We start from the raw sequence: 24,445 nt of genomic DNA, 5'->3' as shown, positions 1-24,445 counted from the left end.
ATACGATCACACATTCACCGGAGCCAGCCGGCCGCCTCGGCCGGTCAGGTCGGTGGGGTCGGTCGGGTTGGAGGCCTGGGCGGTCTCCGGCGGCAGCGCGGCGTCACGGTCGCGGCGGACCAGGGCCGCGTATCGGCCGTCGGTCCCCAGCAGCTCCTCATGGGTGCCGCGCTCGGCTATCCGGCCCGCGTCCAGGACAACGATCTGGTCCGCGTCGCGGACGGTGGACAGGCGGTGCGCGATGGTGATCGTGGTGCGGCCCTCGGTGAGGTTGTCGATCGCCTGCTGCACGGCGTGCTCGGTACGGGTGTCCAGCGCGCTGGTGGCCTCGTCCAGGATCAGCACGGGCGGGTCCCGCAGGATGGTCCGCGCGATGGCCAGGCGCTGCTTCTCGCCGCCGGAGAAGCGGTACCCCCGCTCGCCGACCAGGGTGTCGTACCCGTCGGGCAGGGAGGCGATGTGGTCGTGGATCTGCGCGGCGCGGGCCGCCTCGACCATCTCCTCGTCGGTGGCGTCCGGTTTGGCGAAGCGCAGGTTGTCGGCGACCGAGGCGTGGAAGAGGTAGGTCTCCTGGGACACCACGCCGATGGAGCGGGCCAGCGAGTCGAAGTCCAGGTCGCGCACGTCCACGCCGTCGAGGGTGACCCGCCCGCCGGTCACGTCGTAGAGCCGGGGCACGAGGTAGCTGAGGGTGCTCTTCCCGGAGCCGGTCGGTCCGACCACGGCCAGGGAGCCGCCGGCCGGGACCGTGATGTCTATCCCCGTCAGGGTCGGGCCGCTCTTGGCGTCGTACGTGAAGTCCACGCCCTCCAGGCGGACCTCGCCCGCGGCCCGCTCCAGCCGCACCGCGCCCTCGCGCTCGGTGATGTCCACCGGCAGGTCGAGGTACTCGAAGATCCGGGCGAACAGGGCGAGCGAGGTCTGCATCTGCACACCGGTCGACAACAGGCTGACGGCGGGGCGGAACAGGCCCTGCTGGAGGGTCACGAACGCGACGAGGGTGCCCACGGACAGCGAGGGCGCTCCGGACTGCAGGGCGATGCCGGCGGCCCAGTAGATCAGGGCGGGCATGGCGGCCATGACGATGCCGATCGTGGACATCCGCCAGCGCCCCGCCATGCTGGAGCGCACTTCCAGATCGACGAGCTTCTCCGACTCCGCGGCGAAGGAGGAGGTGAGCGAGTCCGACCGGCCCATGGTGCGGCCCAGCAGGATGCCGCTCACCGAGAGCGACTCGGTGACGGTGGCCGCCATGGCGGCCATCTGCTTCTGCCGCTGCGTGGTGATGCGCTTGCGCTCGCGGCCGACCCGGCGGCTGATCCACACGAACACCGGGAGCAGGAGCAGCGACACGACGGTCAACCGCCAGTCGAGCGCGAGCATGGCGACGACGGAGGCGATGACGGCCGTCGCGTTGGAGACGAGCGAGGTGGCCGTGGAGGTGACGGTCGCCTGCATGCCGCCGATGTCGTTGGCGATGCGCGACTGGACCTCGCCGGTGCGGGTCCGCGTGAAGAACGCCAGCGGCATGCGCTGGAGCTGGGTGTAGACCGCCGTGCGCAGGTCGTGCATGACGCGCTGGCCGACCGTGGTGGAGATCAGCGTCTGGATCACACCGAAGACGCTGGTGACCACGGCGGTGAGGATCATGCCGAGGGCGAGCAGGCTGAGCAGCCCGGTGCGGCCCTGCGGTATCGCGACGTCGAGTATCTCCTTGAGCAGGAACGGCGAGGCGACGCCGACCAGCGAGGAGGCGGCCACCAGCAGGCCGACGATCGCGAGCCGGCCCCGGTAGGGCCGGAAGAGGGCCACGATACGGCGCACTTCGCGCGGTTGGTCCGCGGGGGCGGGACGGCTGGGGTCGAGGGCTTCTTTCGATGGGATCCACTTCGGTTCCTCGGGGCGCATGGGCCTCCTTCTGACGAGACTCGTATGAGCGTAGCTCACTGTTACCTATACTCACAATGAATCTGGTCCTGATACTGTTCCCAGTATGAGGACACCTTCCGAGAGCGACACCACAGACGGCGTTCTCGCCGAGCAGCTGCTGCGGCTGACCCGACGGCTTCACCGCATCCAGAAGCGCCATCTGGAGCCCCTCGGCATCACCCCGGCCCAGTCCCGGCTGCTGCGTCTGGTCTCGCACTACGAGGACGGGGAGCCGCCCCGAATGGCGGATCTCGCCGCCCGGCTCGAAGTGGTGCCCCGCGCCGTGACCACGCTCGTGGACGGGCTGGAGGCCGCCGACCGGGTGCGCCGCGTACCCGATCCGGCGAACCGCCGCGTCATACGGATCGAGCTCACCGACACCGGCCGCGCCACGCTGCGCCGCCTGCGCAACGCGCGGACCGACGCGGCGGAGGAGATCCTGGCTCCACTGACCGCCGACCAGCGCGCGGTCCTCGGCGGTCTCCTCGGCGCGCTGTCGGACGCCCCCGCGGAGCGGGACTGCCGGTAGGAGCCCCGCGCGGGGCCGCGAAGAGGCGAGGGGTCGTACATGCCGCTGCTCGAACCGAAGCCCGGGAGCCTGCGCCCGCGCGGCACCGCCGGCCCCGCCCCGGACCGGGTCCCGGAGCGGATGGCCACCGGCACGCCGCTGCCGCTGCGCACCGAACTGGCCGAGCTGCTCGGCGCCGAGAAGGTCCTCTGGAAGATCTCCGACCTGGTCCGCTACGCCTCGGACGCGTCCCCGTACCGCTTCGTGCCCCAGGTCGTCGTGATCGCCGAGGACATCGACGACGTCTCCGCCGTCCTCTCCTACGCCCGCGGCCGCCGGCGCGACGTCGTCTTCCGCGCCGCGGGCACCTCGCTCAACGGCCAGGCCCAGGGCGAGGACATCCTGGTCGACGTACGCCGCCACTGGTCCGGGGTGGAAGTGCTGGACGCGGGGCTGCGGGCCCGTATCCTGCCCGGCACCACCGTGCTGCGGGCCAACGCGGCCCTCGCCCGCCACGGCCGGGTGCTGGGACCCGACCCAGCCAGCGCCATCGCCTGCACGCTCGGCGGCGTCGTCGCCAACAACGCGTCCGGGATGACGGCCGGCACCACCAGGAACTCGTACCGCACCCTCTCCTCGCTCACCCTCGTGCTGCCCGGCGGCACCGTTGTGGACACCGCCGACCCGCTCGCCGACGAGGAACTGGCGCGCGCCGAACCGGCGATGTGCCGCGGCCTGATGGAGATCAAGCGGGAGATCGAGGCCGATCCGGCGCTCGTCGCCCGGATCCGCGCCAAGTACGAGATCAAGAACACCACCGGCTACCGGCTCGACGCCTACCTCGACGGGGCCACGCCCGTGGAGATCCTGCGCGGCCTCGCGGTCGGCTCGGAGGGCACGCTCGGATTCATCTCCGAGGTCGTCTTCGACACCCTCCCGCTGGACCGCGACGTGTGCTCCGCCCTGCTGTTCTTCCCCTCCCTGCCCGCCGCCGCGGCCGCTGTGCCCCTCTTCAACGAGGCGGGCGCCCTCGCCGTCGAGCTCATGGACGGCAACACCCTGCGCGCCTCGGTCAGCGTCGCGGGCGTCCCCGCCGACTGGGCGGACCTCCCGCGCCCGACGACCGTCCTCCTGGTGGAGTTCCGGGCTCCGGACGCCGCCGGCGCCGAGGCCTGCGAGCGCCGCGCCTCGGAGCTGCTGGCCGGACTCGACCTGGTGGCTCCGGTGGCCTCGGTCACCAACACGTTCACCCGGGACCCCGGGACCATCAGCGGCTACTGGAAGGCGCGCAAGGCCTTCGTCAGCGCCGTGGGCGGAGCCCGCCCCCGCGGCACCACCCTCGTCACCGAGGACTTCGCCGTACCGCCCTCCCGGCTGGCCGAGGCCTGCGAGGCGCTCCTCGCACTCCAGGCGGAGCACGGCTTCGACACCGCGGTCGCCGGCCACGCGGCCCACGGCAACCTGCACTTCCTGCTGGCCTTCGACGCCGCCGACCCCCGCGACGTCGATCGTTACGCGGCCTTCATGGACGCCTTCTGCCGGCTGACCGTGGAGCGCTTCGACGGCTCCTTGAAGGCGGAGCACTCCACCGGCCGCAACATGGCCCCCTTCCTGGAGCTCGAATGGGGCCCCCGGGCCACCGAGCTGATGTGGCGCACCAAGCGGACCGTCGATCCGCACGGGGTGCTCGCCCCACGCGTCCTCCTCGACCGGGACCCCCAAGCACACCTGCGCGGCCTGAAGACGATCCCGGGCGTCGAGGCGGCGGCCGACCCGTGCATCGAGTGCGGCTTCTGCGAGCCCACCTGCCCCAGCGGGGACCTGACGACCACCCCGCGCCAACGGATCGTGCTGCGCCGCGAGATGCTGCGCCAGAAGCCCGGCTCCCCCGTGCTGGACGGGCTGCTCGACGCCTACGGCTACGACGCGGTGGACACCTGCGCGGGCGACTCCACCTGCAAGCTCGCGTGCCCCGTGGGCATCGACACCGGCGCGCTGATGAGGGACTTGCGCCACCTGCGCCACAGCCCGCGCGAGGAGCGGGCGGCCGCGGCGGCGGCCCGGCGGTTCCGCGCTGTCGAGGGCGCTGCCCGATGGACCGCGGCCGCCGCCGACAGGATCAGCGGCCGGGTCGGGGACCGACTACTGGAGGCGGTCACCGGCGCCGCCCGCAAGGCCGTCCGCCCGGACCTCGTCCCGCGGTGGCTGCCGCCGCTCCCCGGCGCCGCCGCCCGCGAGGTGCCGGCCACCCGGCGCTCGGACGCGACGGCCGTGTACTACCCGGCCTGCGTCAACCGCGTCTTCGGCAACGCGCACGGCGACCGCGGGCCCTCACTGCCCGAGGCGGTGGTGGCCGTGTCGGAGCGGGCGGGGAGACCGGTGTGGATCCCCCGCGACGTGACCGGCACCTGCTGCGCCACGATCTGGCACTCCAAGGGGTACGACGCCGGGAACCGGGTGATGGCCAACCGGATCGTCGAGGCCGCCTGGGGCTGGACCGCGGGCGGCCGGCTGCCCCTGGTCGTCGACGCCTCCTCCTGCACCCTGGGGATCGCCCGCGAGGTGGTCCCGTACCTGACCGCCGAGAACCGGGTGCTGCACGCCCGGCTCCGGGTCGTCGACTCCGTGGTGTGGGCCGCGCTGGAGCTGCTGCCGCACCTCGACGTCCGGCGCCGGGTGGGGTCGGCGGTGCTCCACCCGACCTGCTCGACGCGACACCTCGGCGACGAGGACCAGCTGCGGGCGGTCGCCGAGGCCTGCGCCGAGGAGGTGGTGGTCCCCGCCGACACGGGGTGCTGCGCCTTCGCGGGCGACCGGGGCCTGCTGCACCCCGAACTGACCGCCTCCGCCACGGAGCGGGAGGCGGCCGAGGTGACCGCGCGCGCCTTCGACGTCCACGTGTCGGCGAACCGGATGTGCGAGGTCGGCATGGACCGGGCGACGGGGCGGAGCTACCGGTCGGTCCTGCTCGAACTGGAGCGCGCCACCCGGCCGTGAGCGCCGTACGAGCGCCCCCCGCGAGCAGGGACGACGCCGTCCGGTCCGACCGGCAGCCGTACCGCCCCGCGCCGCCCGGGGCGGAAAATCGATTGCCGACACCGGCCCGGAAGGCGAACCTTGCACGGTTTGGACCACTCGAACCAGTCTGGGGCGTCATGCAGATCAGCGATCTTCCGTATCCGGACCCCGGGGTACCCGACGCTCGGTCCGGCCCCCGTTTCCTGTGGTGGTTGGGGCGCGGTCAGCTCGGCGGACAGGCCAAGAGCCTGTGCTGGGGACTCCTGCACCACTGCGGTGTCGCCGGCCTGCCCTTCGCGGTCGGGTTCGGCATCGAGGCGGTCGTGGGCCGCGACGGCGACCGACTGCTGTACGTCGGCGCGCTGATCGTGCTGCTCGGCGTCGCCATCTCACTGGGCGACGCCATGCTCCACCGGACGGCCGTCACCAACTGGATCACCGCCGCCGCCCGGGTGCAGCAGCTGCTCGCCCGCAGGACCGCCGAACTGGGCTCCGCCCTCAGCCGACGGGTCGCGGCCGGCGAGGTCGTCGCCGTGTCCACCGGCGACGTGGAGAAGATCGGCTGGTTCGTCGAGGCCGTGTCCCGCTTCCTCGCCGCAGCCGTCACCATCGTGCTGATCTGCGTCGCCCTGGTCCTGTACGCGCCGGCCCTGGGCACCGTCGTCGCCATCGGCGTACCGGTGCTGGCCCTGGCCGCCCTGCCGCTGCTGCCGCGCGCCACCCAGCGCGCGGACGCGCAGCGCGAGAAGGCGGGCAAGGCCACCGAGCTGGCCTCGGACACGGTCGCCGGCCTGCGCGTCCTGCGCGGCATCGGCGGCGAGGAGCTGTTCCTCGGCCGTTACCGCGAGGCCTCCCAGGCCGTCCGGGAGGCCGCTGTGCGCAGCGCCCGCATGTGGGCCCTGATCTCCGCGATCCAGGTACTGCTGCCGGGCCTGCTGCTCATCACGGTGGTCTGGTACGGCTCCTCGCTCGTGCTCGACGGGCGGCTCGCGGTCGGTGAGCTCGTCGCCGTCTTCAGCGCGGTCTCCCTGATGATGTACCCGCTCCGCAGCGTGGAGGAGATCGCGATGGCGTACTCCTTCTCCCGCCCCTCCGCCACACGGGCCGCCCGGGTGCTCTCCCTGACCCGTACGGACGCCGCCGAGCGCCCCGTGACCGCCGGGGCCGCCGAAGCCCCGGCCCCGGGCGGAGACCTGTACGACCCGCGGACCGGGCTGCTGGCCCCGGCCGGCCGGCTCACCGCCGTGGTGTGCGGGGACCCGGACCTGGCGGGCCGGCTCGCGGAACGCCTGGGCGGGCACGCCATGGGCGACGGGGCGGCGGACGGGCCGTCCGTCCTGCTGGGCGGGGTCGCGCTGGACGAGCTCGAACTGGACACCGCGCGCACCCTGGTCCTCGTCCAGGACACGGATCCCGTGCTGCTGTCCGGCACCCTGCGCGAACTCCTCGACGTACCGGCGTCCGGGGCCGTCGGGACCGGGGCCGCGCTGGCGGCCGCCCAGTGCTCGGACGTCCTGGACGCCCTGCTGCAGTCGGCGCCGGACGGGACCGACGACCCGATGGACGCGCGGATCACCGAGCGGGGCCGCTCCCTGTCCGGCGGGCAGCGCCAGCGACTCGCTCTGGCGCGGTCGCTGGTGACCGATCCGGAGGTCCTGGTGCTCGACGAGCCGACCTCGGCGGTGGACTCGCACACCGAGGCCCGCATCGCCGACGGGGTTGCGACGCTGCGCGCCGGGCGCACGACGGTGGTCCTGACATCCTCGCCGCTGCTCCTGGACCGGGCCGACCGGGTCGTACTCGTGCAGGAGGACACGGTGGCGGCCGTCGGTACGCACCGGGAGCTGCTGCGCCGCGAACCGCGCTACCGGGCCGTGGTCACACGGGAGCCCGACGCGGGCGGGGGCGGCGGCCGGCCGCACACGCGGCGGGAACTGACCGAGCTGGAAGAAGCACTCACAGAGATCGAGGAATCCGCATGATCGGCGTGGCACCGCCGGACTACGATCCGGCGGCACCCGAAACGGCCGCGACCCTGCCCGTGGGCACGTCGGCGACCGTGCGGGGTTATGTGCGCGGCCTGTTCCGGCGGCACCGGCGGGCCTTCTCGGCGCTGGTGGGCGTCAACGCGGTCGCGGTGATCGCCTCCATGGTCGGTCCGTACCTGCTGGGGCGGGTCGTGGACGACCTGGCGGCCGGCGCGCGGGAACTGCACCTGGAGCGGGTGGCCCTGCTGTTCGCGGCAGCCCTCGTCGTCCAGACGCTGTTCGTGCGGATGGTCCGGTTGCGCGGAGCGGTGCTCGGCGAGGAGATGCTGGCCGACCTGCGCGAGGACTTCCTGGTCCGGTCGGTGGGGCTGCCGCCCGGCGTGCTGGAACGGGCCGGCACCGGTGACCTGCTGTCGCGCATCACCACCGACATCGACCGGCTGGCCAACGCGATGCGCGAGGCCGTGCCGCAGCTCGCCATCGGGGCGGTGTGGGTGTCGCTGCTCTTCGGGGCGCTCGCGGTGACCGCGCCGCCGCTGGCCCTGGCCGCGCTGGTCGCGCTGCCGGTGCTCGTGGTCGGCTGTCGCTGGTACTTCCGGCGGGCGCCGTCGGCGTACCGCTCGGAGTCGGCCGGGTACGCGGCGGTGTCGGCGGTCCTCACGGAGACCGTGGACGCGGGCCGCACCGTCGAGGCGTACCGCCTCGGCGCGGACCGGATCGCACTGTCGGAGCGGAAGATCAAGCAGTGGACGGCGTGGGAGCGGTACACGCTGTTCCTGCGGACGGTCCTCTTCCCCGTCATCAACGTCACGTACGTGACGATCCTCGGCTCCGTGCTGCTGATCGGCGGCTACTGCGTGCTGCGGGGCTGGATGTCGGTCGGACAGCTGACCACGGGCGCGCTGCTGGCGCAGATGATGGTCGACCCGATCGGGCTGGTCCTGCGCTGGTACGACGAGTTGCAGGTGGCGCAGGTGTCGCTGGCCCGGCTGGTGGGCGTGCGGGAGATCGAGCCGGACGAGGGCGACCCGAAGGTCTCCCCCGAGGGCCGCGACGTCCGGGCGGACGAGGTCCGGTTCGGCTACCGGGAGGGCGTCGACGTCCTGCACCAGGTGTCGATGGCCGTGCCGCCGGGCACCCGGATGGCTCTGGTGGGCCCCTCGGGCGCCGGCAAGTCCACGCTGGGACGGCTCCTCGCGGGGATCTACGCACCCCGGACCGGGGAGGTCACCCTGGGCGGGGCGCGGCTGTCGCGGATGCCGGCGGAACGGGTGCGCGAGCACGTGGCACTCGTGAACCAGGAGCACCACGTGTTCGTGGGTTCGCTGCGGGACAACCTGCGCCTCGCGCGGACGGGCGCCGGGGACGGCGAACTGTGGGCAGCGCTGGGCGCGGTGGATGCGGACGGCTGGGCCCGCGCCCTCCCGGCCGGTCTGGACACCGAGGTCGGCTCCGGCGCCACGGTGCTGACCCCGGCCCAGGCGCAGCAGATCGCGCTGGCCCGGCTGGTGTTGGCGGACCCGCACACGCTCGTGCTGGACGAGGCCACGTCGCTGCTGGACCCGCGGGCGGCACGGCACTTGGAGCGGTCGCTGGCGCGGGTGCTGGACGGCCGCACCGTCATCGCGATCGCGCACCGGCTGCACACCGCGCACGACGCGGACGTGATCGCGGTGGTGGAGGGCGGCCGGATCAGTGAGCTCGGCTCGCACGACGAACTGGTCGCGGCGGACGGGGCGTACGCGGCGCTCTGGCGGTCCTGGCACGGGTGACCGCGGACCCCTCACAGGCGGTCCCGGGACCTCGGGTCCCGCCCGCCCCGCGGGGCGGGCGGCCTGAGGCCCCGGCGGCCCGTGTATCCAGGGGGCCGTTCGTTCCCGGCGGCCGGAGGTTCCCGGGGCCGTGGTTCCGGGGGGCCGTGGTTCCCGGCGGCCGGGGGTTCCCGGGGCCCGGGGCCCCCGGCGGCCCCTGCGTCTGCCGGGGACGGAGGCGCAGGGGGCAGCCCTCAGATGAAGCCGAGGGCCGAGGCGCCGCCGACTCCGCCGAGCAGCAGGAACACCGGCATGAGGACCTTGAGCTCCACCCAGCTGCCGGCGCGGAAGCGCATGATCCGCGGCGGGCCGATCGGATACCAGCGCTTGCCGGCGATCGGGATCGGCCACAGCACCGGGCAGCCGGACACGGTCAGCGCGTCGCCGATGTCGTGGACCAGGGCCCCGAGCACGATCGGCAGGCCCAGCCACAGGTACTCCTGGCCCGGGCCGGTGAACAGCCACCCGGCGCCGTTGCCGGGCTGGTCCAGCACCCCCGCCAGGATCCACGCGCTGGTGGCGCCGAGCAGCCAGACGAGGACGTCGCTGGACATCCGGGCGGCCCGCCACAGCAGGCCCTCGACGGCGAGCACCAGGTGGACGAAGAGCAGGGCGAGCACGCCCCACCGGTCGGTGCTGACGGCGAGCGCGGACGCGCCGACGCCGGTCAGGACCGCCCACAGCCAGGTGTGCGTCAGGGTGCGGTGGCCGCCGGTCCGGCGGGCGTCGCGCGGTGAGCGGGTGGCCTTGTACACGGCGTAGGAGACCTTGTCGACCACCTCGCACACGCCCCGGGACAGCGGACCGAAGGCGCGGGAGATCGTGGCCGACTTGTGGTCGAGATCGGGCGCCAGCGCGGCTCCGGCGCAGATCAGCGCGCCGACGACGAGAACCGGCCACGGCATGGGGTGTCCGGCGGCAGCGGTGGCCGCTCCCACTCCCAGCCAGGCGGCCGCTCCCGACAGTGAGTGTGCCGGACCCATCATGGTCGTTCCCCGCCCCGGTGGTGTGCTGGTCGGGCCCCGTTGAGGGTTTCGTTCGGGCCGCGTCGACGGCACAGCGTACCGTCGGTGATCTTCGTTCCGTCCGCCGGTTCCCTCATCCGGGGGGAAGCCAGGCAAGATGGGGGGTGTGACCCTCATTGATCAGCTCCCGCCGAACGCCGACCCCGACGCCCTCTTCGAGGCTTTCTCCTCGTGGGCGGAGGATCAGGGCATCACCCTGTACCCGGCTCAGGAGGAGGCGCTGATCGAGGTCGTCTCCGGGGCGAACGTGATCCTCTCCACGCCGACCGGCTCGGGCAAGAGCCTCGTCGCGGCCGGCGCGCACTTCACGGCCCTGGCCCAGGACAAGGTCACCTTCTACACGGCCCCCATCAAGGCGCTGGTCTCGGAGAAGTTCTTCGACCTGTGCAAGCTCTTCGGCACCGAGAACGTCGGCATGCTGACCGGCGACGCCTCCGTGAACGCCGACGCGCCCGTCATCTGCTGCACCGCCGAGGTGCTGGCCTCCATCGCCCTGCGCGACGGCAAGCACGCCGACATCGGCCAGGTCGTGATGGACGAGTTCCACTTCTATGCCGAGCCGGACCGGGGCTGGGCGTGGCAGATCCCCCTGCTGGAGCTCCCGCAGGCGCAGTTCGTCCTGATGTCCGCGACCCTCGGCGACATGAAGCGGTTCGAGGAGGACCTGACCCGGCGCACCGGCCGCCCCACCTCGGTGGTCCGCTCCGCGACCCGGCCCGTCCCGCTGTCGTACGACTACGTGACCACACCGATCACCGACACCATCACCGAGCTGCTGGAGACCCGCCAGGCCCCGGTGTACATCGTGCACTTCACGCAGGCCCAGGCGGTCGAGCGGGCGCAGTCCCTCATGAGCATCAACATGTGCACCCGCGAGGAGAAGGACAGGATCGCCGAGCTCATCGGCAATTTCCGCTTCACCACCAAGTTCGGGCAGAACCTCTCCCGTTACGTCCGGCACGGCATCGGCGTGCATCACGCCGGCATGCTGCCCAAGTACCGGCGCCTGGTCGAGAAGCTCGCCCAAGCCGGCCTGCTCAAGGTGATCTGCGGAACGGACACCCTCGGCGTCGGCGTCAACGTGCCCATCCGCACGGTGCTGTTCACCGCGCTGACCAAGTACGACGGCAGCCGGGTCCGCACGCTGCGCGCCCGCGAGTTCCACCAGATCGCCGGCCGCGCCGGGCGGGCGGGCTTCGACACGGCGGGGTACGTGGTGGCGCAGGCTCCCGAGCACGTGATCGAGAACGAGAAGGCCCTCGCCAAGGCGGGAGACGACCCGAAGAAGCGCCGCAAGGTGGTGCGCAAGAAGGCTCCCGAGGGCTTTGTTGCCTGGTCGGACACCACCTTCGAGAAGCTCATCGGCGCCGACCCCGAAGCGCTGACCTCGCGCTTCAAGGTCACCAACATCATGCTGCTGTCGGTGATCGCCCGGCCGGGGGACGCCTTCAAGGCGATGCGCCACCTGCTGGAGGACAACCACGAGCCGCGCAAGGCCCAGCTGCGGCACATCCGCAGGGCCATCGCGATCTACCGCTCGCTCCTCGACGGCGGGGTCGTCGAGAAGCTGGACACGCCCGACGCGGAGGGCCGCACCATCCGGCTCACCGTCGACCTCCAGCAGGACTTCGCGCTCAACCAGCCGCTCTCCACCTTCGCCCTGGCCTCCTTCGACCTGCTGGACCCGGAGTCCCCCTCCTACGCACTCGACATGGTGTCCGTCGTCGAGTCCACCCTGGACGACCCGCGCCAGATCCTGGCCGCCCAGCAGAACAAGGAGCGGGGCATCGCGGTCGGCGCGATGAAGGCCGACGGGATCGAGTACGAGGAGCGGATGGAGCGGCTCCAGGACGTCACCTACCCCAAGCCGCTCGAAGAGCTGCTCCTGCACGCCTACGAGGTGTACGCCAAGAGCCACCCCTGGGTTCGGGACCACCCGGTCTCCCCGAAGTCGATCATCCGCGACATGTACGAACGCGCGATGACCTTCACCGAGTTCACCTCGTTCTACGAGCTGGCCCGCACCGAGGGCATCGTGCTGCGCTACCTCGCGAGCGCGTTCAAGGCGCTGGACCACACCATCCCCGACGACCTCAAGTCCGAGGACCTCCAGGACCTCATCGAATGGCTGGGCGAGCTGGTCCGCCAGGTCGACTCCAGCCTCCTGGACGAGTGGGAGCAGCTGGCGAACCCGGAGGTGGAGACGGCGGAGCAGGCGCAGGAGAAGGCCGACCAGGTCAAGCCGGTCACCGCCAACGCGCGCGCCTTCCGGGTCCTGGTCCGCAACGCCATGTTCCGCCGGGTGGAGCTGGCCGCCCTGGACCACGTGAACGTCCTGGGCGAACTGGACGCCGAGTCCGGCTGGGACGCCGACGCCTGGGGCGAGGCCATGGACGGGTACTGGGACGAGTACGACGACCTCGGCACCGGCCCCGACGCGCGCGGCCCGAAGCTGCTCCGCATCGAGGAGGACCAGGCGCACGGCCTGTGGCGGGTCCGCCAGACCTTCGCGGACCCCAACGGGGACCACGGCTGGGGCATCAGCGCCGAGGTCGACCTCGCGGCTTCCGACGAGGAGGGCCGGGCTGTCGTCCGGGTCACCTCCGTCGGCGAACTCGGCGCCCCCTGACCGACGCCCGTACCCCGCCGGCTCCCGCTTCCCGCCGGTCCCGTCCGGCCCCCACCTTGGAGAACCCCTGATGACGAACCCCGCCGAGAGACTGGTCGACCTGCTCGACCTGGAGCAGATCGAGGTCAACATCTTCCGCGGCGCCAGCCCGCAGGAGTCCCTCCAGCGCGTCTTCGGCGGGCAGGTGGCCGGCCAGGCGCTGGTGGCGGCGGGCCGCACCACCGAGAGCGACCGCCCCGTCCACTCGCTGCACGCGTACTTCCTGCGCCCCGGCATCCCCGGGGTGCCGATCGTGTACCAGGTGGAGCGGGTGCGCGACGGGCGGTCCTTCACCACGCGCCGGGTCACCGCGGTCCAACAGGGCAAGACGATCTTCAATCTCACCGCCTCCTTCCATCATCCGGAGGAGGGCGGCATCGAGCACCAGCTGCCTCCCCGCCTCGACTTCCCGCACCCGGACACGCTCCCGAAGGTCGCGGACGAGATCCGCGAGCACCTGGGCGCGCTGCCCGAGGCGCTGGAGCGGATGGCGCGCCGCCAGCCCTTCGACATCCGCTACGTGGACCGGCTCCGCTGGGCTCCCGAGGAGCTCAAGGACGCCGATCCCCGCAGCGCGGTGTGGATGCGCGCGGTCGGCCCCCTGGGCGACGACCCGCTGGTGCACACCTGCGCCCTCACCTACGCCAGTGACATGACCCTCCTCGACGCCGTGCGCATCCCGGTGGAACCCCTGTGGGGGATGCGCGGATTCGACATGGCGAGCCTGGACCACGCCATGTGGTTCCACCGGCCGTTCCGGGCCGACGAGTGGTTCCTGTACGACCAGGAGTCGCCCATCGCGCACGGCGGCCGGGGCCTGGCCCGTGGCCGCATCTACGACCTGGAGGGCAGGCTTCTGGTCTCCGTGGTCCAGGAAGGCCTCTTCCGTCCCTACCCCGCGCGGCCGCCCCGCCCCGCCGGACAGTCCGACCCCTCCGCGAAGGCCTGAGTACGCCCATGTCCACCCCCGCCCTGCCCTGCCCCTGCGGGCTGCCCGCCGTCTACGCCGAGTGCTGCGGCCGCTTCCACTCCGGTACGCGGCAGGTCCCCACCGCCGAGCAGCTGATGCGCTCCCGGTTCAGCGCCTTCGCCGTCGGCGACACCGCGTACCTGATGCGCTCGTGGCACTCCTCGACCCGCCCGTCCCACCTCGACCTCGACCCCGGGCAGCACTGGGAGCGGCTGGAGGTCCTGGCCACCGAACGCGGCGGGATGTTCGAGACGGAGGGCTCGGTGGAGTTCCGGGCGCACTACCGGGAGGGCCGGCGCACCGGCTCCCTGCACGAGCACAGCTCCTTCTCCCGCGAGGACGGAGCCTGGGTCTACGTCGGCCCCCTCTCCCCCGTCGACTTCGCCTGACCGCGCGCGCCGCGCAGGGCGAAGTCCAGGCTGGTGCGGTACCAGTGGACCTCCTCCGGGGCCTCCGCCGTGAGCAGCCGCCGCGCCACGGCCGCAGCCTCCGGGACCTGGGGGTGCCCGTACGGCGGGGGTGGGGCCAGGGCGGCCAGCACGACCCGCTCCGCCGGATCGGGCACGGCCTGCACCAGCTCCTCCCCGGGCAGTACGCAGGCCAGGACCGCGGCGCGCTCCCACGGATCGGCGGTCCGTCTCAGCAGCAGCCCGACATGCCGTCCGCGCCACCGCCTCGGGCGCAGGTCCGCCCCGGCCGCCATCAGCTCCCGATCCTGCGGCGGCGCCGCGCCGCGCAGGGCGGCCGGCTCGCGTGCGGCGAACTCCCGCAGCTCCGAGGCGAGATAGAGCCACACCACGGCCCGGTACCGGTTGACGCGGTAGCCGACGGGGCTGACGCGCCCGCAGCGCGCCAACCGGGTGAACCGGCTGGGGCCGATGCCCAGCACGTCGGCCGCGGCCTGCGCTCCGGCCACCGCCTCGACCCTCGCGCGCAGTTCAGCCGCCGGCCGCTCCCCACCCGACCCGGCCCCGGCGGCGGAGCCGTCACCGGTCGGCTCGTCCCCGGTCGACTCGTCCCCGGTCGAACTGTCCCCGACCGGACTGTCCCTGACCGGCCCGTCCCGCCGCTCCTCGGCGGACCGGACCCGTTCGAGCTCGGCCCGGGTGTAGCGCGCGCCGCCACCCGGCGCCGGTGGCCCGGCGCGCACGATCCCCAACTGCACGGCCCGAGCGAACTCGCTCCGGGTCAGGCCCAACTCCGCCGCGGCGCGCACCCCGTTCAGGCGCGTCTCCGCGCGCTCGCCCGCGCCCGCGAGTTCCGTCGTCTCGTCCCGCAGGACGGTATCCAGCTTCCTCATCACGCTCTCTCCACCAGCAGCGATTACTCTGTGTGAAGACCGTAACTCGATGTCACGACATCCCGCGAGGCCTGTGGACAACTCGGCCCGGACCGCGCCTCCGCGCCCCGATCAGCCGCCCGTGATGCGCCGCTCCGCCACGCCGAGGTGCTCGCCCACCCGGTTGACCAGCAGCGTCATCTCGTAGGCGACCTGGCCGATGTCGGCCTCGGCGGCGCTCAGCACGCACAGACAACTGCCCGCGCCCGCCGCCATGACGAAGAGCACCCCCTCGTCGAACTCGACCATCGTCTGGCGGACCTCCCCCGCCCGGAAGTGCCGTCCCGACCCCTTCGCCAGGCTCTGCAGCCCGGCCGCCACGGCAGCCAGGTGCTCGGCGTCCTCCCGCGCGAGCCCCGCGCTGGCACCCGTCACCAGCCCGTCGTTGGACAGCACCACCGCGTGCCGCACCTGCTGGACCCTGCGGGTCAGGTCGTCCAGCAACCAGTCCAGCTGCTTGTCCAGTGCCATTTCGAGCCCCTCCCCGTAGCCGCGGCCGACATGGCCCCGCCCCACCCGCACAGTCGTGCCGCAAGCCTTCCCCACCAGTGCCTTTCCGGCAAGGAGGATGTCCTCATGGCGAAGAAGATGACGCAAGAGGAATGGCGGGAGTTCGTCTCCCGCTCCACCCGCACCGGAAAACTGTCCACCGTCCGCGAGGACGGCGCCCCGCACATCGCTCCCGTCTGGTTCGTACTCGACGGCGACTCCTTCGTGTTCACCACGGGCAAGGACACCGTCAAGGGACGGAACCTGGCCCGGGACGGCCGCGTCGCGCTCTGTGTGGACGACGACCGGCCCCCGTTCTCCTACGTGGTGCTCCAGGGCCGCGCCGAGATCACCGAGTACGCCGACGGCGCGGACGCCCTCCTCGCCTGGGCCACCACCATCGGCGCCCGCTACATGGGCGAGGAACGCGCCGAGGCCTTCGGGCGCCGCAACGCCGTCCCGGGCGAACTCCTCGTCCGGGTGCCGATCGACAAAGTGGTCGCCACCGCCGGCGTTGCGGACTGACCGCGCCGCCCACCCGTGCTCACGCGGCCGGTGCGCGGGCCGGGCGGCGCGGGACACCGCAGCGGGCCGTTCACCCGGAGCCGGGCTGCGGCCCCACCGAGTCCAGCAGCCGGGCGGTGTGCACCCGCCCGGCGTACTCGACCAGCCGGATCAGCACTTCCTTCCCCGAGTCCTTGTCCCGCGCGTCGCACAGCACCACCGGCGTCCCCTGGTCCAGGTCCAGCGCCCGGGACACGTCGTGGGCCCCGTACCGCCGCGCGTCGGAGAAGCAGTTGACGGCCACCACGAAGGGGATCCGCCGGTGCTCGAAGTAGTCGACCGCGGGAAAGCAGTCCTCCAGCCGCCGCGTGTCCGCCAGCACCACCGCGCCGAGCGCGCCCTGGGAGAGCTCGTCCCACAGGAACCAGAAGCGGTCCTGCCCCGGTGTCCCGAACAGGTACAGGGAGAGCCCGGACCGGATGGTGATCCGGCCGAAGTCCATGGCCACGGTCGTGGTCGTCTTCTGGTCCACGCCGCCCGTGTCGTCGACGAGTTCGCCCGCCTCGCTCAGCACCTCCTCCGTCCGCAGGGGCCGGATCTCGCTGACCGCGCCCACCAGCGTGGTCTTGCCGACCCCGAAGCCCCCCGCCACGAGGATCTTCAGGGCGAGCGCGGCCAGTTCGGTGTCGTCTTCGCAGGCGCCGTCCGGCGCGGACGCCGGGGGCCCGCCGACAGCGGGTCCGTTGTCGTGTTGTCCCATCACAGCGCTCGCAATCCCTCGATGACTTCGCGCAGAATCCGCTCGTCCGGCAGCTGCGCGGGCGGTACCGGCCTGCTCACCTTGACGTGCCCGCCCTCCAGCAGGTCGCCCAGGAGCACCCGAACCACTCCTACGGGCAGGTCGGCGTCGGCGGCGAGCTCCGCGACCGACTGGGTCTCGGACCGGCAGAGCCCGAGCAGGGCCCGGTGCTCGGGGCCGAGCAGCGACTCCCTCGCCTCGTCCGTACCCTCCGGGTCCACGACGACGAGGGCGATCAGGTCGAAGCGCACCCCGTGCGGACCGGGCTTCGTCCGTCCGCCGGTCATGGCGTACGGGCGGACCAGCGGCCCGGCGTCGGCGTCGTACCAATGGCCGTTCACGTACCGGGCCGCCCTCAGCCGGCGGCCGGCGGCCGCGCCGCGAACCTGGGCGGTGTGTACAGGTGCTCCCCGACCCGTTTGACCAGCCGGGCCATCTCGTACGCGATCAGCCCGATGTCGGCGCTGGCAGCGCTGAGGACGGCCAGGCAGGAGCCGTCCCCGGCGGCGGCGACGAAGAGGAACCCCTCGTCCATCTCCACCATCGTCTGGCGCACGCCCCCGGCGTGGAAGTGGCGCCCCGCGCCCTTGGCGAGGCTGTGGAAGCCGGAGGCCACGGCGGCCAGGTGCTCGGCGTCCTCCCGGCTCAGGGCGCTGGACGAGCCGACGGCCAGGCCGTCGTTGGACAGCACGACGGCGTGCCGGACCTCGCGGACGCGGACCACCATCTCGTCCAGCAGCCAGTCCAGTTCGCCGGACCTGCGTCCGCCGTCGAGGCCTGCTCTCTGGTGTTCGATCATCACAGTTCTCCTTCGCTGCCTGCGTGGGGGGAGTTCTCCTCGGTGCCGCGTGCCCAGCCGGCCCGGTAGGCCGCCATCCGGTCCCGGGCCTGCTCCGGGCTGCGGCCCGGCGGATCCTCGGCGGACCGGTCCGCGGCCGGGGCCTCCGGGGCGGGGGCCTCCCGCAGCTGCGGGACGAGGCTGGCCTGACGCGTCCGGCGCGGCAGTTCGGTCACCGATGCGGCGGGGGCCGCCGGCGGCGCCGAGGCGAGGAGCGGCGGAGCGGCGGCCGACGAGACGGGGGACGCGCCCGTGGACGCCGGCTGCGTACGGATCGGCGCGCCGGCGGGGCCGCGCGGGCGCAGGGCGGCGACCGGCGCGGTCCCGGGCTCGCGCGGCGGGCCGCCGCGCTCCTGGGCCGGGATGCCGCGCGCCTCCTCCCGTACCGCCGCGGGGTGCGCGTCCTGGCGTACGACGGTCATGGCGGGCGGCGGCTCCGTGTCGGCGAAGGCCCGCGGGCGCGCCCGGGTCTGCGCCGCGGCGGAGGCGGGGAGGGCGGACGCGTCGGGTGCGGCTGCGGCGCCGGGGTGCGAGGCGGCGGCCGCGGCCGCGCCCGGGTGCGGGACGGCGGCGGGGGCCGGGGTGCCGGCCGTGATCGCGCCCTGGAGCAGCGAGTTGGGCAGCAGTACCACGGCGGTCGTGCCGCCGTAGGGGGAGGTGCGCAGGTGCACCTTCACGCCGTGCCGTGCCGAGAGGCGGCTGACCACGAAGAGTCCGAGCCGGTCGCTGTCGAAGAGGTCGAGCGCCTCGGACTGCTCGATGCGGCGGTTGGCGTCGTTGAGGGAGTCGCGCCCCATGCCCAGCCCCCGGTCCTCGACCTCCAGGACGTAGCCGGCGCCGACGGGTTCACCGCTGACGCGGACCTTGGTGTGCGGCGGGGAGAACTGGGTCGCGTTCTCGATGAGTTCGGCGAGCAGGTGCGTCAGGTCGGCGACGGCGCCCCCGACGACGGCGGCCTCGGCGAGCTGGCGGACCTCGACGCGCGGGTAGTCCTCGATCTCCGAGACGGCGGCCCGGACGACGTTCGTCAGCGGGATCGGCATCCGCCAGGCCCGGCCGGGGGCGGCGCCCGACAGGATGATCAGGCTCTCGGCGTGCCGGCGCATGCGGGTGGTGAGGTGGTCGAGGCGGAAGAGGTCGCCGAGCTCGTTGGGGTCGTCGGCGCGGCGTTCCATCGAGTCGAGCAGGGTGAGTTGCTTGTGCACGAGGACCTGGCTGCGGCGGGCGAGGTTGACGAAGACCCCCGAGACCCCGCTGGCCAGCTCCGCCCGCTCGACGGCCGCGCTCAGCGCGGCGCGATGGACGGTGGCGAGGGCCTCGCCGACCTGGGCGATCTCGTCGTCCGGGGCCGGTCCGGGCGGCGTTTCGGCGACGACGTCGATGTCCTGTCCCGCGCGCAGCCGGTCCATGGCGTGCGGGAGCTTGCGGTGGGCGATCTCCAGGGCGCTGTTGCGCAGGGAGACCAGTTCCACGACGAGGACCCGGCCGATGCGGACGGAGATGACGAGGGAGGCCGCGACAGCCGCCAGGCCGAGCAGGACGGCGGCTCCCGCCGCGGTGAGCGCACCCTCGGCGAAGGGGTCGGCCCCGTCGGTGACGGCCGCGTGCGCGGCCGCGTCGATCTCCCGCATCGAGGCGCTGACAGCGGCGTGGGCCGCTTCCCAGCCCACGGGGGCTCCCTGCGCCTCCCGGGTGGTCCCGGCGGACAGCGCCCGGTCCTCGGCCCCGGTGAGTTCGGCGTAGGCGGCGCTCTTGGTGACGGACTGCCAGGCGCCGTGCTGTGCGGTGGGGAGGTCGCGCGCGGCGGAGTCGGTGAGTGCGCGGCGGGTCTCGACCGCGCCGGTCAGCAGGCGAAGCGTTTCGGCGCTGCGCGGGCCGGGCAGGGCGAGCAGCGCGTCCTCGCGGGAGAGCAGCTCCCCGGCCCTGGCGAATTCGAGCAGGACCCGGGAGGCGGTGGCGAATTCGGCGTCCTGGCCCCCGGTCAGGGCCCCGTTGACGGCGAGGGCCTGGTCGACGACACGGGTGTAGACCGCGTAGGCGGCCTCGGGGGTCGCGCGGCGCTCGCCGATGTCCTCGCGGGCCGCTCCCAGGGCCTCGGCGGCGGCGACGAAGGCACTCAGGCGGACGACCACGTGCGCGCGGTGGTCCCCGGAGTCGGCCACGGTGTGCCGGTCGCCGAGGCGGAGCCGCTGGACGGCGGCGTCGGTGCGGTGGGCCTGCTGCTCCAGTTCGGCGCTCCGGGCGGCGGCCGGGCCGGCCAGCGCGCGGACGGCGACCCGCCGTTCCGCCTGGAGTTCGACCACGGCGGCGGCGACGGGGGTGCGTATCTCGGCGTCGACGCGCTGGACCCGGCTCAGGCGCGCGATGTCCTGGGCGGTACTGACCGTGGCGAAGGCCCACAGCGCGAGGAGTGAGACCACCGGGACCATCAGCAGCGAGACGATCTTCGCCCGGACGGTTCCGGGCCGCAGCGGCCGGCGCCGCGCTGCGGGGGCGGCGAGGGCGGCGGGCGCGGCGCCGGCCGGCGCACCCGGGGGCTCGTGCCCCGGCGGCTCCTCGGCCGGCGCCCCGGCGTGCGCCCGGCGGCCGCGCGCCGCGGGCAGCTGCGGCGCCGCTGCTTCCGGTTGTCTGCGGGGTGTGCGCATGGGCTCCTCGTTCATGGGCGGTACGTACGTACAGGTGGGGCGGGGCGGGGGCGCGGTGGGCGGCTCCGCCGCGCGAGCCGGTCAGTGGACGGGCGCGGTGTGCTCCCCCAGGTGCCGGGCGGAGGCGGAGGCGGCGCGCTCGTGGGCGGTCGGGGATAGCGCGACGAAAGCGGCGGTGATGAACAGGTAGGAGCCGAGCCCGACGGCGAGCGGGAAGATGAACTGCATGGCCGTGGCTCCGGGCAGGGTCGCGTTCGAGGGGGCGACGCTGACGCCGACGGCCATCATCCCCGTGTAGTGCATGCTGCTGACGGCGGCGCCCATGACGAGGGAGGCGACGGCCACGGCCACCGGGGACTTGATGTTGAGCGCGGCCCACAGGGCGGCGGTGGCCGCGACCACGGCGATCGCGATGGAGAGTGCGACCATCAGCGGGTCGTAGGAGACCTCGCCGTGCAGGCGCAGCGCCGCCATGCCGAGGTAGTGCATGCTCGCGACGCCGAGGCCGGTGGTGAGGCCGCCCAGGACGAGGGAGCGGCCGCGGTCCTTGCCGTAGCCGACGGTGAAGACCCCGGCGCCCACGACCAGCACGGCGACGAGCAGGCTGAGGATGGTGAGCGGCACGTTGTAGTGGATCTCGGTGCCGGTGACGTGGAAGCCGAGCATCGCGACGAAGTGCATCGTCCAGATGCCGGTACCGATGGCGGAGGCCGCGGTGAGGAGCCAGTTGCGGCGGGAGGATCCGGTCGCGGCGAGCGCGCGGACGGTGCAGCGCAGCCCGAGGGCGGCGCCTATCGATGCCATCACGTATGACAGCGCGGGTGTCAGCCAGCCATAGGCGGCGTGGTCCAGGTGTCCCATGGCCACGGGACGCTAGTCCGGGTGAGGGCGCGAACAAGGGAGGCATTTCGAAAGCAGCTGTAAGTGCTGGAATATGACAGAGCTACGTTCGTCTTCGATCACGCCGCGTACCACCTTGCACACAGAACGCAGAGGCAAGGACGTGAGGGATCATGGGCACATGAGCGAAGACCACACACACGTGCAGGAGTTCTTCGGGGCGCGCGCCGCGGACTGGGACAGCAAGTTCCCGGCGGACGAGCCCGCCTTCACCACCGCGGTGACCGACTTCGGGCTCCGGCCGGGGGACCGCGTGCTCGACGCGGGCTGCGGGACGGGCCGCGCCCTGACCGCGCTCCGGGCCGCCGTCGGACCCTCGGGCACCGTGCTCGGGGTGGACCTCACTCCGCAGATGCTGGACGCCGCCCGGCGGGGCGGGCGGGCCGTCGCGGGCGTCCTGCTGCTCGCGGACGTGACCCGGCTGCCGCTGCGCGACGCAGCGCTGGACGCCGTGTTCGCGGCCGGGCTCATCGCCCACCTGCCCGACCCGGCGGCGAACCTGCGCGAGTTGGCCCGGGTGGTGCGCCCGGGGGGCCGCCTCGCGCTCTTCCACCCGATCGGGCGCGCCGCGCTGGCCGCGCGCCACGGCCGCGCGCTGACCGCGGACGACCTGCGGGCCGAGCACAATCTGGGCCCCCTGCTGTCCGGCGCGGGCTGGGACATGACCTCGTACACCGACGAGGACGCCCGCTTCCTGGCCCTGGCGGTCCGCGCCTGAGGGGCGTCACGCCGGAGGCTGGGCCTCGGCTCCGGCGGGCCGCCGCGGACGGGGTACGGGGCACCCGCCCGCGCCCGGCACCGGGAACGTGCCGAGCTCCCCCACGTCGTAACCGTGCCGGTGGCCCTTGATCTCCGGGTTCTGCCGGCCGTAGTGCGGGGTCCTGCGCGGCGGCAGCAGCCGGACCGCGCGCCCCCGCAGCCGGAGCGCGCCCCGGACCAGCCGCCGGACAGCGGGCCTCGGGCGCTCGAACCGGAACGCGTCCAGCAGCGGCTCGTCGAGAAGGGCGAGGCTCGCCCCGCGCACGGCGGGTGCGAGCGGCGCCGGGTACCAGGAGGCCATCAGGCCGATGGTGGACTCGGCGACCTCGCGGCCGCCCTCGTCCCAGCCGAAGTGCGCCGTCTCGTAGGCGTCCAGCGTGGCCTCGAACTCCTCGTAGGAGCCCGGGATGTCGGGGATGCCCAGGTGTCGGCCGAGCGTGGCGTAGTAGTTCGCGCAGGCCCGCCGCTCGTGGTGGGTCAGCGTGCGCCAGCCGTAGGCGTCGAGCCAGCGCGCGGGGACGACGACGAACGTGCACAGTACGTAGCGCATGTCGTCGTCGCTGATGTCGTAGCTGCGGTGCATCTGGTTGACGCGGCGGATGGCGGTGCGGCCGGTGTCGCTCTCGAAGCCGTGCTCCACGATCGCGTCGAGGAGCAGTGCGGTGTCGTCGTAGCGCTTCTGGGCGCGCTCGGTGAACTCCGCCGTCTCGGCGAGCAGGCGGCCGATGGCGGGGACGGCGTAGGTGCGGAACAGGGCGAGTTCCAGGGCGCGGGTGAAGTCCCAGGGAAATTCGTAGGTGGCGGTCAGCCGGTAGATGGCGAGGAAATCCTTGTCCGGGTCGAGCCGGAGGATCTCCCTCAGCCGGTCGTAACGCTGCACCGGGCGTCCCTTTCTGTGGCGGGTGCCCAACTCTACGTGCAGGTAGCGGGCTTGGAAATCGTCACCCGCAGGCCCTCGACGGGCGGGTTACCAGCTGGTTAGGGTGCGCCGACGGGTGAGCGACCAGGAGGCCAGGTGTCCGACGACGAGGGTGGCGGCTCGCTTTACGTGCTGACCGCCGTGCTGCTGACTCCGGCGCAGTTCCCGGGCGTCCTGGGCGACGATTTCCCCGAGGCCTGCGCGGTGCTGGGCGTGGAGCCGGCCGGGGAGGGCTACGGCCTGGTGCTCGGCCAGGACGAGGACGGCGCGCGCTGGACCGTGGTCGTGGACGACGTCTCGCTCGTCGCCGCGGCCATCGCCTCGTGGGACTGCGGGATGGACTACGACCTCTCCCCGGACGAGCGGACGATCGTGGTCTCGCTGGCGGGCTGGCCGTTGGAGCTGTCCGTGGCCGCCTCCGGGCTTCCGGAACCGCACGATCCGGAGCAGGGCGCGGACGGGACGGGGAGGGTGCCGCTGACGCCGCCGGCCGCCGGTGCGTGGGGACCCGTGCAGCGGCGGATGGGCGCCGACCAGATCGCCCGCGCCTGGGCGGACTGGCGCGAGCGGGAGGCGCCGGACGGCGGGGCCGCCGCCGCCGCGCACCCGGGACTGGCCCGGGCGCTGGCGGAGGCCCTGGAGTACACCCGGACGCCACCCCCGCCGGGCCGGGTGCGGTCCTCCTTCGCCGCCGAGGGCTCGCGCACGCTGCGCGCGGACGGGCCGGGCTGGTCGCTGGTCGCCCGGACCGGCGATGCCGCGTTCGTCCTGCTCGACGAGGAGCCCGGGGAGGTCCTGGCCGTCCCCCGGGAGGGGGACCCGGAACTCCCGGCGCTACTGGCCGCGCTGGACCGTGTCGCGGTGCGCCCGGCCTGAGTACGGGTACGGGGGCGGGCGCGAGCCGGGTCGCGACCGTGTCGGCGGCTCGTCGCCGCCGTCACCGACCCGGGCGCTTGCTGCCGTCAGCGACCTATCCGCTTCCTCGACACACCCCGCACGCGACGCCGCTGCGAGGAGTCGAGCAGGAGGTAGGCAGCTGCCGGTACACCGATCAGGACCAGCAGTCCCGCCCAGAACCCGACCGTCCAGAAGAGCACGATGGCTGCCACGACTCCGGCAACCGCGATCTTTCCGCTCGTGGACATCCGCGGACACCTCTCTCTGCCGTCGACACACTCGACCACGCACCCCTACAACGCGCCGTCGCGGCCGCTCGTTCCCGGGCACCCGATCGGCCCCCGCAGTGACCTGGGTCACGGCCCGGCCCGGCCCGACGCGGGCGCCCCGTGGGGTACTCTCGGCCGCCCCGCAGTCGGTAGTCAACTTTGAGGAATGC

Annotated in this window: 21 protein-coding genes; 10 read left to right on the top strand and 11 right to left on the bottom strand. The window is 73.5% G+C overall.

Annotated elements, in window-relative coordinates:
* Nucleotides 1-6: 6 nt before the first annotated feature.
* Nucleotides 7-1,908 (bottom strand): ABC transporter ATP-binding protein, encoded by a 1,902-nt coding sequence (locus ACFWUQ_RS13225; RefSeq protein WP_384537014.1) that lies wholly within the window; start codon nt 1,906-1,908, stop codon nt 7-9.
* A gap of 85 nt (nt 1,909-1,993) precedes the next feature.
* Between ACFWUQ_RS13225 and ACFWUQ_RS13220 the strand changes: the two genes are divergently transcribed.
* From ACFWUQ_RS13220 to ACFWUQ_RS13205, 4 genes are all read left to right on the top strand, one after another.
* The gene (locus ACFWUQ_RS13220; protein WP_384537012.1) at nt 1,994-2,458 is read left to right on the top strand and encodes a MarR family winged helix-turn-helix transcriptional regulator; all 465 of its coding nucleotides are present in this window, start codon (nt 1,994-1,996) and stop codon (nt 2,456-2,458) included.
* Between the two features lie 39 nt (nt 2,459-2,497).
* Nucleotides 2,498-5,434 carry an FAD-binding and (Fe-S)-binding domain-containing protein gene (locus ACFWUQ_RS13215; RefSeq protein WP_384537009.1) on the top strand — a complete coding sequence of 979 codons (2,937 nt, stop codon included), beginning with the start codon at nt 2,498-2,500 and terminating at the stop codon, nt 5,432-5,434.
* Between the two features lie 158 nt (nt 5,435-5,592).
* Nucleotides 5,593-7,437: an ABC transporter transmembrane domain-containing protein gene (locus tag ACFWUQ_RS13210; protein WP_384537007.1), complete on the top strand. Its 1,845-nt coding sequence runs from the start codon at nt 5,593-5,595 to the stop codon at nt 7,435-7,437.
* Nucleotides 7,434-9,215 carry an ABC transporter ATP-binding protein gene (locus ACFWUQ_RS13205; protein WP_384537005.1) on the top strand — a complete coding sequence of 594 codons (1,782 nt, stop codon included), beginning with the start codon at nt 7,434-7,436 and terminating at the stop codon, nt 9,213-9,215. Before ACFWUQ_RS13210 ends, ACFWUQ_RS13205 begins: the two co-directional genes overlap by 4 nt.
* A gap of 233 nt (nt 9,216-9,448) precedes the next feature.
* Here the strand turns inward: ACFWUQ_RS13205 and ACFWUQ_RS13200 are convergent, their stop codons facing one another.
* Nucleotides 9,449-10,240, bottom strand: coding sequence for a metal-dependent hydrolase (locus ACFWUQ_RS13200; protein WP_384537003.1), 792 nt, complete (start codon nt 10,238-10,240; stop codon nt 9,449-9,451).
* Nucleotides 10,241-10,385: 145 nt separating this feature from the next.
* Between ACFWUQ_RS13200 and ACFWUQ_RS13195 the strand changes: the two genes are divergently transcribed.
* The 3 genes from ACFWUQ_RS13195 (at nt 10,386) to ACFWUQ_RS13185 (ending at nt 14,306) form a co-directional block, all read left to right on the top strand.
* Nucleotides 10,386-12,908, top strand: coding sequence for a DEAD/DEAH box helicase (locus ACFWUQ_RS13195; protein WP_384537000.1), 2,523 nt, complete (start codon nt 10,386-10,388; stop codon nt 12,906-12,908).
* A 70-nt stretch (nt 12,909-12,978) separates the two neighbouring features.
* On the top strand, nt 12,979-13,896 hold the full coding sequence (locus ACFWUQ_RS13190) for an acyl-CoA thioesterase (protein WP_384536997.1): 918 nt from the start codon (nt 12,979-12,981) through the stop codon (nt 13,894-13,896).
* Nucleotides 13,897-13,904: 8 nt separating this feature from the next.
* Nucleotides 13,905-14,306 carry a YchJ family protein gene (locus ACFWUQ_RS13185; RefSeq protein WP_384536995.1) on the top strand — a complete coding sequence of 134 codons (402 nt, stop codon included), beginning with the start codon at nt 13,905-13,907 and terminating at the stop codon, nt 14,304-14,306.
* On the opposite strand, the gene ACFWUQ_RS13180 is transcribed toward ACFWUQ_RS13185, so the two are convergent.
* Together ACFWUQ_RS13180 and ACFWUQ_RS13175 are read right to left on the bottom strand one after the other, a co-directional pair.
* Entirely contained in the window at nt 14,270-15,217 is a 948-nt protein-coding gene (locus ACFWUQ_RS13180) for a DUF6397 family protein (protein WP_384536993.1), read from the bottom strand. The genes ACFWUQ_RS13185 and ACFWUQ_RS13180 overlap by 37 nt on opposite strands.
* 111 nt (nt 15,218-15,328) lie before the next feature.
* Nucleotides 15,329-15,727, bottom strand: coding sequence for a roadblock/LC7 domain-containing protein (locus tag ACFWUQ_RS13175; protein ID WP_383801124.1), 399 nt, complete (start codon nt 15,725-15,727; stop codon nt 15,329-15,331).
* A gap of 105 nt (nt 15,728-15,832) precedes the next feature.
* Between ACFWUQ_RS13175 and ACFWUQ_RS13170 the strand changes: the two genes are divergently transcribed.
* A complete protein-coding gene (locus ACFWUQ_RS13170) occupies nt 15,833-16,270 on the top strand; it encodes a PPOX class F420-dependent oxidoreductase (RefSeq protein ID WP_384536990.1) in 438 nt (145 codons plus the stop codon).
* Between the two features lie 70 nt (nt 16,271-16,340).
* Here the strand turns inward: ACFWUQ_RS13170 and ACFWUQ_RS13165 are convergent, their stop codons facing one another.
* The 5 genes from ACFWUQ_RS13165 to ACFWUQ_RS13145 form a co-directional block, all read right to left on the bottom strand.
* Nucleotides 16,341-17,009 carry an ATP/GTP-binding protein gene (locus ACFWUQ_RS13165; RefSeq protein WP_384536987.1) on the bottom strand — a complete coding sequence of 223 codons (669 nt, stop codon included), beginning with the start codon at nt 17,007-17,009 and terminating at the stop codon, nt 16,341-16,343.
* On the bottom strand, nt 17,009-17,335 hold the full coding sequence (locus ACFWUQ_RS13160; protein ID WP_384537056.1) for a DUF742 domain-containing protein: 327 nt from the start codon (nt 17,333-17,335) through the stop codon (nt 17,009-17,011). Before ACFWUQ_RS13160 ends, ACFWUQ_RS13165 begins: the two co-directional genes overlap by 1 nt.
* Before the next feature lie 68 nt (nt 17,336-17,403).
* Nucleotides 17,404-17,847, bottom strand: a complete 444-nt coding sequence (locus ACFWUQ_RS13155; protein ID WP_384536984.1) for a roadblock/LC7 domain-containing protein — start codon at nt 17,845-17,847, stop codon at nt 17,404-17,406.
* The gene (locus tag ACFWUQ_RS13150) at nt 17,847-20,546 is read right to left on the bottom strand and encodes a nitrate- and nitrite sensing domain-containing protein (RefSeq protein WP_384536982.1); all 2,700 of its coding nucleotides are present in this window, start codon (nt 20,544-20,546) and stop codon (nt 17,847-17,849) included. The genes ACFWUQ_RS13155 and ACFWUQ_RS13150 overlap by 1 nt, the downstream gene beginning before the upstream one ends.
* Before the next feature lie 66 nt (nt 20,547-20,612).
* Nucleotides 20,613-21,392 (bottom strand): MHYT domain-containing protein, encoded by a 780-nt coding sequence (locus ACFWUQ_RS13145; protein ID WP_384536981.1) that lies wholly within the window; start codon nt 21,390-21,392, stop codon nt 20,613-20,615.
* A 160-nt stretch (nt 21,393-21,552) separates the two neighbouring features.
* Between ACFWUQ_RS13145 and ACFWUQ_RS13140 the strand changes: the two genes are divergently transcribed.
* Nucleotides 21,553-22,149, top strand: a complete 597-nt coding sequence (locus tag ACFWUQ_RS13140) for a class I SAM-dependent methyltransferase (RefSeq protein WP_384536978.1) — start codon at nt 21,553-21,555, stop codon at nt 22,147-22,149.
* A gap of 6 nt (nt 22,150-22,155) precedes the next feature.
* On the opposite strand, the gene ACFWUQ_RS13135 is transcribed toward ACFWUQ_RS13140, so the two are convergent.
* On the bottom strand, nt 22,156-23,070 hold the full coding sequence (locus ACFWUQ_RS13135; protein ID WP_384536975.1) for an oxygenase MpaB family protein: 915 nt from the start codon (nt 23,068-23,070) through the stop codon (nt 22,156-22,158).
* Between the two features lie 135 nt (nt 23,071-23,205).
* Here ACFWUQ_RS13135 and ACFWUQ_RS13130 point away from each other — a divergent pair, with 135 nt between their 5' ends.
* Nucleotides 23,206-23,985 carry a hypothetical protein gene (locus ACFWUQ_RS13130; RefSeq protein WP_384536972.1) on the top strand — a complete coding sequence of 260 codons (780 nt, stop codon included), beginning with the start codon at nt 23,206-23,208 and terminating at the stop codon, nt 23,983-23,985.
* 86 nt (nt 23,986-24,071) lie between these two features.
* Here the strand turns inward: ACFWUQ_RS13130 and ACFWUQ_RS13125 are convergent, their stop codons facing one another.
* On the bottom strand, nt 24,072-24,254 hold the full coding sequence (locus ACFWUQ_RS13125; RefSeq protein ID WP_384536970.1) for a hypothetical protein: 183 nt from the start codon (nt 24,252-24,254) through the stop codon (nt 24,072-24,074).
* Nucleotides 24,255-24,445 lie beyond the last annotated feature (191 nt).

The sequence above is a fragment of the Streptomyces sp. NPDC058662 genome (genome assembly GCF_042716255.1).
In the GTDB taxonomy this organism is placed as follows: domain Bacteria; phylum Actinomycetota; class Actinomycetes; order Streptomycetales; family Streptomycetaceae; genus Streptomyces.
The sequence above is the reverse complement of the archived record's forward strand: the minus strand, read 5'-3'. Positions and strand labels throughout refer to the sequence as shown.

What these genes read in the sequence shown, in the direction of transcription:
- ACFWUQ_RS13225 (WP_384537014.1), bottom strand. Translation starts at nt 1,908, where the DNA reads ATGCGCCCCGAGGAACCGAAGTGGATCCCATCGAAAGAAGCCCTCGAC.
- ACFWUQ_RS13220 (WP_384537012.1), top strand. Translation starts at nt 1,994, where the DNA reads ATGAGGACACCTTCCGAGAGCGACACCACAGACGGCGTTCTCGCCGAG.
- ACFWUQ_RS13215 (WP_384537009.1), top strand. Translation starts at nt 2,498, where the DNA reads ATGCCGCTGCTCGAACCGAAGCCCGGGAGCCTGCGCCCGCGCGGCACC.
- ACFWUQ_RS13210 (WP_384537007.1), top strand. Translation starts at nt 5,593, where the DNA reads ATGCAGATCAGCGATCTTCCGTATCCGGACCCCGGGGTACCCGACGCT.
- ACFWUQ_RS13205 (WP_384537005.1), top strand. Translation starts at nt 7,434, where the DNA reads ATGATCGGCGTGGCACCGCCGGACTACGATCCGGCGGCACCCGAAACG.
- ACFWUQ_RS13200 (WP_384537003.1), bottom strand. Translation starts at nt 10,240, where the DNA reads ATGATGGGTCCGGCACACTCACTGTCGGGAGCGGCCGCCTGGCTGGGA.
- ACFWUQ_RS13190 (WP_384536997.1), top strand. Translation starts at nt 12,979, where the DNA reads ATGACGAACCCCGCCGAGAGACTGGTCGACCTGCTCGACCTGGAGCAG.
- ACFWUQ_RS13185 (WP_384536995.1), top strand. Translation starts at nt 13,905, where the DNA reads ATGTCCACCCCCGCCCTGCCCTGCCCCTGCGGGCTGCCCGCCGTCTAC.
- ACFWUQ_RS13180 (WP_384536993.1), bottom strand. Translation starts at nt 15,217, where the DNA reads ATGAGGAAGCTGGATACCGTCCTGCGGGACGAGACGACGGAACTCGCG.
- ACFWUQ_RS13175 (WP_383801124.1), bottom strand. Translation starts at nt 15,727, where the DNA reads ATGGCACTGGACAAGCAGCTGGACTGGTTGCTGGACGACCTGACCCGC.
- ACFWUQ_RS13170 (WP_384536990.1), top strand. Translation starts at nt 15,833, where the DNA reads ATGGCGAAGAAGATGACGCAAGAGGAATGGCGGGAGTTCGTCTCCCGC.
- ACFWUQ_RS13165 (WP_384536987.1), bottom strand. Translation starts at nt 17,009, where the DNA reads ATGGGACAACACGACAACGGACCCGCTGTCGGCGGGCCCCCGGCGTCC.
- ACFWUQ_RS13160 (WP_384537056.1), bottom strand. Translation starts at nt 17,335, where the DNA reads ATGACCGGCGGACGGACGAAGCCCGGTCCGCACGGGGTGCGCTTCGAC.
- ACFWUQ_RS13155 (WP_384536984.1), bottom strand. Translation starts at nt 17,847, where the DNA reads ATGATCGAACACCAGAGAGCAGGCCTCGACGGCGGACGCAGGTCCGGC.
- ACFWUQ_RS13150 (WP_384536982.1), bottom strand. Translation starts at nt 20,546, where the DNA reads ATGAACGAGGAGCCCATGCGCACACCCCGCAGACAACCGGAAGCAGCG.
- ACFWUQ_RS13145 (WP_384536981.1), bottom strand. Translation starts at nt 21,392, where the DNA reads ATGGGACACCTGGACCACGCCGCCTATGGCTGGCTGACACCCGCGCTG.
- ACFWUQ_RS13140 (WP_384536978.1), top strand. Translation starts at nt 21,553, where the DNA reads ATGAGCGAAGACCACACACACGTGCAGGAGTTCTTCGGGGCGCGCGCC.
- ACFWUQ_RS13125 (WP_384536970.1), bottom strand. Translation starts at nt 24,254, where the DNA reads ATGTCCACGAGCGGAAAGATCGCGGTTGCCGGAGTCGTGGCAGCCATC.